Source organism: Candidatus Enterovibrio altilux (assembly GCF_002381345.1).
GTDB lineage: Bacteria > Pseudomonadota > Gammaproteobacteria > Enterobacterales > Vibrionaceae > Enterovibrio > Enterovibrio altilux.
The window spans coordinates 1,518,740-1,531,170 of the sequence record NZ_CP020660.1; the positions used below are offsets into that span (position 1 = coordinate 1,518,740).

At 38.0% G+C, this 12,431-nt stretch carries 7 protein-coding genes and 1 pseudogene; 1 reads left to right on the forward strand and 7 read right to left on the reverse strand.

Annotation, left to right across the window (positions count from 1 at the left end; translation table 11 throughout):
* Window positions 1–40: 40 nt before the first annotated feature.
* Window positions 41–1,465, reverse strand: coding sequence for an exodeoxyribonuclease I (sbcB, locus tag BTN50_RS06405; RefSeq protein ID WP_096619454.1), 1,425 nt, complete (start codon window positions 1,463–1,465; stop codon window positions 41–43).
* An 865-nt stretch (window positions 1,466–2,330) separates the two neighbouring features.
* Between sbcB and BTN50_RS09515 the strand changes: the two are divergent.
* Window positions 2,331–2,518, forward strand: a pseudogene (locus BTN50_RS09515) (IS5/IS1182 family transposase); the annotation flags it as partial.
* 228 nt (window positions 2,519–2,746) lie between these two features.
* Here the strand turns inward: BTN50_RS09515 and gshA are convergent.
* The 6 genes from gshA to lpxA form a co-directional block, all read right to left on the reverse strand.
* Complete coding sequence (gene gshA, locus BTN50_RS06410) at window positions 2,747–4,333, reverse strand: glutamate--cysteine ligase (RefSeq protein ID WP_096619455.1); 1,587 nt, start codon at window positions 4,331–4,333, stop codon at window positions 2,747–2,749.
* 988 nt (window positions 4,334–5,321) lie between these two features.
* Window positions 5,322–6,284 carry an acetyl-CoA carboxylase carboxyl transferase subunit alpha gene (accA, locus tag BTN50_RS06415; protein WP_096619456.1) on the reverse strand — a complete coding sequence of 321 codons (963 nt, stop codon included), beginning with the start codon at window positions 6,282–6,284 and terminating at the stop codon, window positions 5,322–5,324.
* Between the two features lie 62 nt (window positions 6,285–6,346).
* Complete coding sequence (dnaE, locus tag BTN50_RS06420) at window positions 6,347–9,826, reverse strand: DNA polymerase III subunit alpha (RefSeq protein ID WP_096619457.1); 3,480 nt, start codon at window positions 9,824–9,826, stop codon at window positions 6,347–6,349.
* A 59-nt stretch (window positions 9,827–9,885) separates the two neighbouring features.
* Entirely contained in the window at window positions 9,886–10,488 is a 603-nt protein-coding gene (gene rnhB / locus BTN50_RS06425; protein ID WP_096619458.1) for a ribonuclease HII, read from the reverse strand.
* Between the two features lie 4 nt (window positions 10,489–10,492).
* Window positions 10,493–11,641 (reverse strand): lipid-A-disaccharide synthase, encoded by a 1,149-nt coding sequence (lpxB, locus tag BTN50_RS06430; protein WP_096619459.1) that lies wholly within the window; start codon window positions 11,639–11,641, stop codon window positions 10,493–10,495.
* Window positions 11,641–12,429: an acyl-ACP--UDP-N-acetylglucosamine O-acyltransferase gene (gene lpxA, locus BTN50_RS06435; RefSeq protein ID WP_096619460.1), complete on the reverse strand. Its 789-nt coding sequence runs from the start codon at window positions 12,427–12,429 to the stop codon at window positions 11,641–11,643. The genes lpxB and lpxA overlap by 1 nt, the downstream gene beginning before the upstream one ends.
* Window positions 12,430–12,431: the final 2 nt, after the last annotated feature.

Genomic DNA, 12,431 nt, shown 5'->3' on the forward strand with positions numbered 1-12,431 from the left:
GCAACAAAGTTTAGTATAAATAATAATTTAGTTAATGATATTAAGAAATAAGCAACTTTACGTAGAGATATATCGATTTTAAAATAGTTAATTTTTTTTCATTATTTTGATATTTTATTGCTAGCTTTTCTAGATTTATCATGTAGTTTGGCATGCTAGTTTTAAAATAATTTCTTCGATAAATATGCCACTGCTTTTGTTCAGCATCCGTCAACGTGTTCGGGAAGTTACGGGCACGGTAACGAAATAAAAGAGATTTTATACGATTATCCGTAGTTTGAATATCTAAATTTGATAGGTTTTCTGGTGTAGTCAGACGAATAATATCCATTATCGAACGATCAGAAGGAGAGAAAAATCCTTCATACAGAGCAGAATCGACATCTTGGGAGCTCTCATACTTGGACTTGTCTGCATAAAGAGCAGTGAGTTTTTCACGCACGTTTAGTCTTGTTTGAATTTTTTTTAAGTTATTCCAACATAGTTGGCGATTAATGCCTAGTCTTTCTTCGTCTTCTGGCCTTAGTGTCTTTGCTTCAGCAAGAACCGGGCACTGATTGAGGTGAATCAGTTTGATTGGGACTGGTAATTCATCAGGTCTGAGATCTGAGTGGCGAGTATATAAGCGTTCTAGCAGGGCTTCAACATTAAGATCAAATAATGGTTGTGGATCATGAGCAAGATCGATTGCAATAATTGTATTTTTATTCTTGGGATGCCATGCTATGGGTACAATCCAACTTATGTTGCTGCGATCGGTTCCAAACATTCCAGAGACGTGGACCAGTGGTTTCAGGGATTCCACGTCAATTAATGATATTAGTTTATTTTTATTGCGGTAAGTAAACAGATAATTAAACAAGCAAGGTTGCGCATCTTTTAATTTTTTTGCCAGCTCAATGGTAGCGATAACATCTGCCATTGCATCATGAGCATTCTTGTGTTCAATGTTGTTCACTACAGAAAGATGTTCCAGTTTGAAACTGACGTTTCCTTCTGCATTAGTAGACCACTCCATACCTGTTGGACGTAGAGCATAGCAAGCGCGCATGACATCAAGCAAGTCCCATCTGGAGTTACCATTCTGCCAACTCCAACCATAAGGATCGTAAAAATTACGATACAAAGTATAGCGCGTTACTTCATCGTCAAATTTAATATTGTTGTAACCAACAGCACAAGTGCCTGGAATAGAAAGCTGTGCGTGAATTTTGGCAATGAATTTAGGTTCTGACAACCCAAAGCTAACTGCGGTTTGGGGGGTAATACCTGTGATTAAACATGCTTCCGGATGGGGTAGATAGTCATTTGGTGGTTGGCAGTAAATCACCAGTGGTTCGTCAATGATGTTGAAGTTCTTGTCTGTTCTCACGCCAGCAAACTGACAGGGCCTGTCTTGTGCTGGGCTAACACCAAAAGTTTCATAATCTAAGAAGAAGAATGTTGGTTGTACGATGCTTTTCATAATTATGGCTTCATGTCTAATAATTGCATTTTAACCATTAAAATTGGGTGATTAAAAATTTTATTATGCTATTTTTTAGGTTTAGCTAACTTTTTTGAGCGTCTGATATTGATACAAACGTTTAAATTATTTTCAGTTGATAAATACTACGCCTTGACTTTACTAGTAAATTGAAGTGAGGATAACAGATAAGCCACTAAAAGTCATCGCGAAGTAGACTAATGATAATGAACTGGCAGAGTTAAATGATGGATAAGTACTGATTGCAAAGATATCCCACAAAACTAATATGACCTGTCAACATCTATGTCATTTGAATGGTAAAAACAAGCGAGTACATATTAATAATTATTAGATAATTCTTTTTAAGAAAGTAAAGCATATTTATGAAAAAATGCTTACACTAAAAAATGAAGGGTGCAACCGGCTTTGTGTTTCAATTCGAATTCAGATAGCAAATGTCAATAGGATCAATTATTAGATCCTTGCTTTCGTTTGATGGATATTTAGCCTCATCAGCTTATTTAACACTTTTATCATGACGCAGTTTTAGTTAACCAGAAAATTTTGATCTCTTAAATTCCATGTTCCTCCCAGTAATTTTTGACTCGAACCATTACTGTCTCTATTTTAAACAGCTAAGCTCACTAAAATATTTAAGTTTTCCATGATTATCCTGCTTAGTTTTATTTTATAGCTGCATAGCTTCTTCACCAATTCAGAATGTTAGTGAGTCCCAATTGATTAAATATTGATGATACTGCTGTCAGTTACTTGTTTTGTAGCGAAGATTATTCATAGACCTGAATATTTCAGTGAGCCTAACTGTTTATAATGTTGATTAAAAATGTAGTTCCCTGATTTAGAAAATAAAGCTGGTTATCATAAACGTTACTACCTAGCAGAGACAGCAATAGTTCGAGTCAAAAATTACTGGTAGGAGCATTGAGTTTAAGGAATTATAAAGCTCAGATTAGTGAAACCTACGCTATGATAAAAGCCTTAAATAAACTAACAGGATTAGGTATGCCTAATACGAAAACGATTGTCTAATAATTAATTATGAGGGATTTGCTACCTGGACTCAAATTAGGAAACAAAGCCCTTAGAAAATTATAATATTCAGATTAAAGGAATCTACGCAATGCATTGTAAGGCAGAATCGGCTCCTTTATTACATGAAAAATGCATTACAAAACCATTGGATATTCATTAAATGTGAATACGACCTTTAAATGATAACTGATTGATTCAAAACATCACTCGTAAATATATATATCATTAAAGTGATAAACTATCATTAAAGTACTCAGCCAGATACTGCTCAAAGCTAAGATCATTGGCTTTTTCAATGTTTAGTTGACGTACTAGGCTCGCTGAGGTTTCCTCACGAAATTGTGTTTCAGTAAATGTTGCATAATTACCATTTGAAAATAATTTAGCATTATTTGCAGCGATAGTTAATCCCACTTTGCCAATGCTTTCTTGCTCAAGAATCTCTTTCATCAAACGAGCTGATAACGTTTTGTCTGAATCATCAAACCATGTAACCAATTCACGACAAACTCTTTGGTATTGGTCACTAGCATAAGCTTGATCCATAATAACTGCAAGTTCTGCCAACTCAGCAAAGACTCTATATCCCCATTCAGCTTGCGTAAGTCGCTCACCATTGCAACCGATTTGCAATGTTAGACCCGGCTTGCGCCCTTCTATTACTACTTTGTTCCAGTTATCGTGCCAGCACCCTAATTCGTAATCTGTCATGCGTTCTGAATCAGCTAGTGCACACCACGTGACAAATAAATCGAGGAAGTATATTTGAGTGTCATCAATACCAGTTGGGCTGAATGGATTAACATCCAACGAGCGCACTTCTATGTACTCTACCCCACCACGAGCCAATGCTTCTGAGGGCTTTTCACTATTTTTTGCTATGCGTTTGGGCCGAATAGGCGCGTATAATTCGTTTTCAATTTGCAGAATATTGGTATTTAGCTGACGATAACCATCTTCATTTTTTACGCCAATATTTGCAAATTCTTTCGATGGAGTTTGAATTGCATTACGTACGCCTTCGAGATATTGTTCAAGGTTATTAAAACCAATTTTGAGTACATTTTGAGCTCTGTTTGTATAACCTAAATCGCTGAGGCGAAGTGATGTTGTGTATGGCAAATAATAGATATCAGCACTAATTTGCTTGAAATTCAATGAAACTGTAGATTTTTTGAAAAATGAGCCACATAGCGCAGGCGATGAGCCAAATAAATACGGAATTATCCAACCAAAGCGATAGTAGTTGCGAATTAAATTAAAGTACGCATTAGAAATAGATTTTTGTCGAGTATCTTCTGTTTGAACACCAAACAACGCGTTCCAGAAACTCTGAGGAAATGAAAAATTAAAATGTACACCGGAAATTATTTGCATTATACTACCATAGCGGTGCTTCAAGCCTTCACGATAGAGGGCCTTCATTCGCCCGACGTTCGACGTGCCATATTGCGCTAACATTATGTCATCATCATTCGCGACATAGCATGGCATAGATAAAGGCCAGAGCAATTCTTCGTTGAGCTGACGATAGGTAAAGCGATGAATATCATGCAGTTGAGTCAAAGTTTCCAACGCCGAATAACTCACGGGTGTAATAAACTCCAACAATGATTCTGCAAAGTCTGTTGTAATCCATTGATGCGTTAATGCGGAACCTAACGCCTTAGGATGAACAAGAGAAGAAAGCACTCCTTCTGGCGTGATTCGTAAGGCTTCTCGTTCTATTCCGCGGGCGATACCCTTGAGCGCATTTGGATGTTTAGCTAGTGTCGCTAATCGTAGAGGAAAGCTAGTCAAATTTATACTCATTTATGTTTGTTAACAGTTGAATATTTAGCATAATTATTCTTAATTACGAAACGTTTTACTAGTAACCCCCCAATGCAATAATGTAGATTGAAGTGTCCTCTCATTACTATGGGTGATGATAATTTGACAATCTGGAGATTTCAACCATGTATGTATAAGTGTATTAAATTTTTTTGATACAGAATCACTGTTCACTTTTTATCGTGGTTTGTAATCTAAAGATAATTCACGCTGAATGATTCTAGCTATAAGATTAGTGCTGTTATTTGTGTTTTATAGCTAAGTGTATATAGATGACCCAAAAGCAATAATATAATTTCTTCTCTTAGAGGAGCCTTTCATTTACCATTTTCAAAATTTTTTGCATTTCTTCCATAGTGTTTATGATGCTATCAGTTCGCGATTATTTTTGATAAACAATTATTTACCATGTTGTTCGCAAACTAAATAGCCACTAGTACCATAAATGGAACCTTTATCTTAATGTAGATTGGAACATGTATTCAATAAGTTGATTATGGTGCAAAAATTATGACAAAATTAATGGCAACTTTTTTTAAATTTCAGCTTCCGATACCTTTTCTAATCTTTAAGTTGGCGAAAAAATTTTTTTCATGGGCACGGAGGAAACTTAAAAAATTAGGACTGTATTCTAGTCTTTATTTGTAAGAAGTACTACCTTTATGCGGTTATGTTCTTAACTATCGATTGAAAAGATTTCAATGAGTCATAGTATGACTAGGAATCATTAAAAAATCAAGCACGATCAATGCTGACGAACATACACAATCATGATAACTGCAATAATTAGCCCGATGAATACCAAAATAGATAACCATGAAAATATTTAAAAACAACGTTAACAGATTGCTTACTGTTAATTGTTTTGTAGCGATTTTTTCATAGAGCTTAAATATTTGAACCAACCTAGCTGTTTAGAGTGAGATTGATAACTTAGTCCTTCATTTACAAATAAAGTCCTTATGAATTAACAATAACCGTAATTCAAAAGACGCTGATAACGACGCTCGCATAATGCATCTTCATCCAATTGAATGAGTTCATCCAATTGTTCAACTAATAGTCCTTTAATGCTTGCTGCGGTTTGAACAGCATTTCGGTGAGCCCCCCCTATTGGCTCTGAAATTATCTTGTCAATTAAATTAAGTTCTTTCAAACGAGGAGCTGTGATTCCCATTGCTTGGGCTGCTATAGGTGCTTTGCTAGAATCACGCCATAAGATAGACGCACACCCTTCCGGAGAGATAACTGAATAGGTCGAGTATTGGAGCATGTTAACGTAATCACCTACGCCGATAGCCAATGCACCACCAGAACCACCTTCACCAACAACATTACAGATGATCGGTACTATTAAACCTGCCATTTTTTTAAGGTTATGTGCAATTGCTTCAGCTTGACCACGTTCTTCAGCACCAACACCAGGGTATGCGCCTGCAGTATCAATGAAAGTAATGATAGGCATTTTAAAACGTTCTGCCATCTTCATGAGACGTAATGCTTTACGATAACCTTCAGGCTTTGGCATACCAAAATTACGAATTACTTTTTCACGGGTTCCGCGACCTTTTTGATGACCAATGACCATCACTGTACGACCATCAAGACGTGCTATGCCACCAACCATTGCTTTGTCGTCCGCATACGTCCGGTCTCCTGCAAGTTCATCAAACTCAGTAAAAATAAGAGCCACATAATCCAAGGTATAAGGGCGACACGGATGACGAGCAAGTTGAGCAATTTGCCATGCTCCTAAGTCACTAAAAATTTTTTTAGTTAATTCAGTGCTTTTTGCCTCCAGTTGCTCGATTTTTTTAGTAAGATTGATAGCTTCTAGAGCGTCACTGCGCCGAGATACAACACGTAGAGCTGCAATTTTTGCTTCCAATTCAGCAATAGGCTGTTCAAATTCAAGAAAATTAAGACTCATGGGGGGAATAATCCTGTTCTGGTAGTGAAATGCCACGTTAATCATTTAACGAAGTAAGAGAATTAATCAAATTCCAACTCAACTTGTTTCTCGCCGAGTAAAATTTTTAAATCCTCGATTAGTTTATCGTCAGGCACTACATGCCATTCTGTTCCTAAGACTAACTTAGCATATGCATTGTTGCGTTTATAATACAAGTTTACTGGAATCGTTCCTGCGCGATGCGGTTTAAGAATCTCACTGAGTCGTTCGAAGAATTTGTTATCAATTTGCCTTTCAGTTACTGATATTGCAAGGCTACGCAAGTATTTCTTACGAGCTTGAGCAAGATCTAATACCTCGTGGGCAGATATTTTAAGGCCACCATTAAACTCATCAAAGCTGACCGATCCAGAAACCACTAAAATTCGGTCTTTTTCGACAAAATTTAAGTATTTTTCTAATATGTCTGAGAATAATATCACTTCTATGCGTCCAGATCGATCATCCAGTGTCAAAATACCAATGCGTGTACTACGCTTTGTTGTTATTATTCGCGCAGCAATTACTAAACCAGCAACAGTAGAAACAATATTACGCTTTGTTGCATGTGCATCTTCTAAACGCCATGTTGTATAATGCTTAAGTTCTTTCACGTAACTATCAATGGGATGCCCAGTTAAATATAAACCTAAAGTTTCACGTTCACCTTCAAGCCATACTTTGTCTGACCAGGGCGGGATATTTGCATACTTGTGCTCAATTTCTTCAGGTGCATTCGTCAATATACCAAACATATCAACTTGCCCAAATGCTTCAGCATGATGATGCTGATTTGCTGATTTAATCGCATCATTTAATGATGCAATCATTGCAGCTCGGTGTGGGCCAAGTCTATCCATAGCCCCTGATTGAATTAATTTTTTAATTATACTTTTGTTTACTTTTTTAGTGTCAATACGCGCACAGAAGTCAAATAAATTTTTAAAATACCCACCCTTGTTACGTGTTTTAATGATATTATCTATTGGTGTTTCACCTATGCCTTTAATCGCCCCTATACCGTAAACGATTCCGCTTTTTTTGTTAACTTTGAAGTGATATGAACCAGCGTTAACGTCAGGTGACAACAGAATAAGTTTCATTCGACGGCATTCTTCCACTAAACCAACGATTTTATCTGTGTTATCCATATCTGCAGTCATGACCGCCGCCATGAATTCTGCTGGGTAGTGTGTTTTGAGCCATAGCGTTTGATATGATACCAAAGCATAAGCGGCAGAGTGTGATTTATTAAAACCGTAGCCCGCAAAATGTTCCACCAAGTCGAAAATTTTCATCGCCAACTCGCTGTTAATGCCATTCTTCACTGCCCCATCTTCAAAGGTTGCACGTTGTTTGGCCATTTCTTTAAAATTTTTTTTACTCATTGCGCGCCGAAGCATATCGGCACCACCAAGGGTGTAGCCCGATAGCACCTGTGCTATTTGCATGACCTGTTCTTGGTAGAGAATAATGCCATAGGTAGGTTCAAGAATTTTTTTTAGTGAATTGTGTTGCCACTTTTCATCTGGATACGACACCACTTCGCGACCACGTTTACGAGCGATAAAGTTATCTACCATTCCTGATTGCAGTGGACCAGGGCGAAATAGCGCTACCAATGCAATCATGTCCTCAAAGCAGTCCGGTTGCAAACGCTTGATCAGGTCTTTCATACCACGAGATTCCAATTGAAATACTGCGGTAGTTTCAGAGTCTTGTAGCATTTTAAAAGATGCCTGATCATCTATAGGTATCGTTTCAATACGAATAGGTTCTACTCCTTTCGCCTGTAGACGAGGATTAATCATCTTCAATGCCCAATCAATGATTGTTAGCGTGCGTAATCCCAGGAAATCAAATTTAACCAATCCCACAGTTTCTACATCGTTTTTATCAAACTGAGTCACTGGAAAATGACCTTCACTGTCACAATAAAGTGGTGCAAAATCGGTAATTGTCGTCGGTGATATCACGACACCACCAGCATGTTTCCCAGCGTTACGTGTACATCCTTCAAGGATGCAACACATATCAATCAGTTCTCGAACATCTTCATCAGTTTTATAGGACTGACCTAATTGTGGTTCTATGTTAAGTGCTTTGGCTAGTGTTATACCCGGGTCTGGTGGCACTAGTTTAGATATTCGGTCAATCAATCCATAAGGATGCCCTAATACACGGCCTACATCTCGGATTACTGCTTTTGCCGCCATAGTGCCAAACGTAATTATTTGGGATACCGCATCACGACCATACAATTCAGCAACGTGGTCAATAACCTTATCACGTTTATCCATACAAAAATCGATATCAAAATCAGGCATTGATACACGCTCTGAGTTCAAGAAACGTTCGAATAGAAGGCCAAATTTTAACGGATCAAGATCTGTAATTTTCAATGCATAGGCCACTAACGAACCAGCACCTGAGCCACGTCCAGGACCAACAGGAATATCATTGTCTTTTGACCACTGAATGAATTCCATTACAATGAGAAAGTATCCAGGAAAACCCATTTGGTTCACAATCTCAAGTTCAGTCTTTAAACGATAATCATACTCTGGTTGATGTCTAGCACGTACAACAGGATCTGGGAAAAGAAGGGCTAAGCGGTCTTCAAGCCCTTCTTTTGATTTTTTAACCAGGAATTCGCCAATTTCCAACCCTTCTGTTGGAAAATTTGGTAAAAAGTATTCGTTTAAGCGGAGGGTGACGTTACAGCGTTTTGCTACTTCTACAGCATTAGTTAACGCTGCTGGGATATCTTGGAACAGTTCACACATTTCTTCTTCTGTTCGAAGATATTGCTGCGAGCTGTAATTTTTCGGGCGACGAGGATCAATAAGAGTATAACCATCATGAATTGCAACGCGAATTTCATGAGCATCAAATTGATCTGGAGAAATGAAACAGACCTCATTGGTCGCAACAACAGGCAAATTATTATTTAATGAAAAATTAAGAGCAAAATGAAGATAAACTTCTTCGTTAGGACGGCCTGTTCGCATTAACTCAATGTAATATGCATCAGGGAAGTGTGTTTGGTAAAAAGATACGCATTGCTTCGCCAGTGTTACATTTTTCTGTAATAGGGCTTTCCCTAAATCACCTCTGCGACCCCCAGACAGTATAATTAAGCCATCTTTAAGCTCTTTTAACCAGACTTGATCGATGACAGGTTGATGTTGGATATGTCCACGTAAATATGCTTTCGAAATAAGCAGTGTTAAGTTTTTGTAACCAATATTATTTGCTGCCAGTACTGTAAGTTGGCAAAGATCATCGCCAAAGACATCTGACTGCATTTTAAAATCAGCGCCAATAATTGGCTTCACACCAAAATTTTGTGCAGTTTTATAAAATTTTACTAAACCGCATAAATTTGTAAAATCTGTTAATGCCATGGCTGGCATGCCAAAGTCAGCGACTTTTTTGACTAAAGAAGGGACTTTTGACAGGCCATCAATCATGGAATAGTCACTGTGAACTCGGAGATGAATATATTGTGGGTCTGACATAGAACTCGTTCGTTTGTTGGTTTATGAATAGATGTGAATGGAATACTTTTTTATAAATATTATGTAAAAATTAAAAATTTTTTTATAGGCTTAAAACTTTTTCGATATCCTTCAATGATACCGTGTTTTTTTAATGCAGCCATGTGCATTTTAGTTGAGTAACCTTTGTGCTTTGCAAAGCCATATTGAGGATAAATAACATCCAGTTCCTTCATTTCACGGTCTCGTATTACTTTAGCAAGAATAGATGCCGCGCTGATTTCAGCAACACGTAAATCTCCTTTTACAATAGCTTGAACAGGTAGTGTCAACCCTGAAGGGATATTATTGCCATCAATCAAAACAAAATCAGGAGTGATAGAAAGCCCTTCAATCGCCCGTTTCATAGCCAGCATTGTCGCAGCAAGAACATTAATTTCATCAATTTCGTCAGCCTCAGCACGCCCAAGAGACCATGCCAATGCTTTTTTTTTGATTTTTTTAAATAATATTTCGCGTTTTTTATCGGTTATCTTCTTTGAATCCGTCAGTTTTTCAATATGATTATTAGGATCAAGAATGACCGCAGCAGTGATCACAGCCCCTATTAAGGGGCCTCTTCCGACTTCATCAACACCAGCAAACAACCCTGCGCTGGGATATATCCATGGTTCTGAATTCATTGATTTAACGTCCTATTAAATTAAGTACAGCACGCACAGATAATTGGTTTGCATTGCATCGAATCATATTATGTAAACGAGTAAATTCAGCTAATAACTCAGCGTTATCAATGTCAAAAAAAGAAGACACTTTTTTTGCCAGTATCTCAGGTGTGCACTCTGTTTGTATGCATTCAGGAACCAACTCACGCCCTGCTAAGATATTAGGTAATGAAACGAATTCCATTTTAATAAGCCGTTTTGCAATCCAAGCAGTAATAGCATTGACCTTATAGCCAACAACCATTGGCCGCTTAACTAGCATGCACTCAAGCGCAACCGTACCAGAAGCAAGAAGCACCATGTCAGACGCAGCGATAACATTTCGAGCAGTACCATCTATTAAAGTAAACTTAAGCTTAGAAGCAACATTTTTCCATGCTTGCTCAAATTGAAGTCGCCGCTTCTTATTCACAACCGCAACGACAAAGCCAAGATCTGGATAATGCTCTTTGAGTAACTTGCAGGTTTTAATGAATATTGGGCTGAGTAGTTTCATCTCGCCACTTCGGCTTCCAGGAAGCACTGCAAGATAACGTTTGTCTTGTATTAATCCCAATAGTCCACGTGCAACATATTTATCACTCCGAAGAGGAATATCATCTGCCATGTTGTGACCTACAAATTTACACGGAACCTCGAATTTATCGTAAAATGTTTTTTCAAATGGTAGTAAGGCAAGCACAAGATTAGTAGCTGCGGCTATCTTAAAAATTCGTTTTTGTCGCCATGCCCAAACACTAGGACTAACGTAATGCACCGTTTTAATGCCGCTTTCTTTCAATGACTTTTCGAGACGCAAATTAAAATCAGGAGCATCAATACCTATAAAAATATCTGGGGGATCAGCAGTAAAATAAGCAACTAATTCACGCTTTACGGTCAGTAGGCGAAAAAGGCGCGCAAGTACCTCAATAATTCCCATGACTGAAAGCTCCTCTATGTCGAATAGTGTTTCGCAGCCTAAAGCTGTCATCAGAGGGCCACCAATACCTACAAATTCAGCATCTGGATATTCTATTTTTACGGCTTTAATAAAGCCGGCACCTAAAATATCGCCGGATGCTTCACCAGCAACGATGCCTATGCGTAGCGGTTTTGATACAACAACCATTAGCGAATAATACCTCGGTTAGACTTTTCAAAAAAGTCAATAAACAGCTGCAATGCTTTTTTGTTGTCAGCCATTTCAGCAATTTCTTTTTTTGCCTCTTCTAATGTTTTGCCGGAACGGTATATTATTTTATACACTGTACGAATATCTTTAATTACACTTTTTTCAAAACCACGGCGCTTCAATCCTTCTACATTAATACCAAATGGAGAACAGTGGTTACCTTGTGCCATGACATACGGGAGCACATCCTTGACAATAATTGAGCCACCCCCAATCATACTGTGACTACCAATGGTGCAGAACTGATGAATGGCAGTCATACCACCAATAATGGCAAAGTCGTCAACAGTCACATGCCCCGCTAGGGTTACATTGTTTGCGAAGATACAGCGATCGCCAATTATGCAATCATGGGCGACGTGAGTATTGATCATAAATAAGTTATCACTACCTACTTGGGTGTTACCACCGTTTTGAACAGTACCGCGGTGCATGGTTACGCTTTCACGAATAGTATTGCGATCACCAATTTCTAGTGTTGTGGGCTCTCCTGCATATTTAAGATCTTGAGATTCTTCACCAATAGACGCGAACTGAAAAATTTTGTTATCACACCCAATTTTAGTTGCACCTTTAATGATTACATGCATTTTTACCTCTGTTCCTGCGCCGATTTTCACGCCAGTACCAATGTAGGAAAATGCACCAACTCGTACATTAGCGTCAAGAGTCACCCCTTCCTCAACTATAGCTGTTGAGTGAATTTGTACAGATTCATGAATCACGT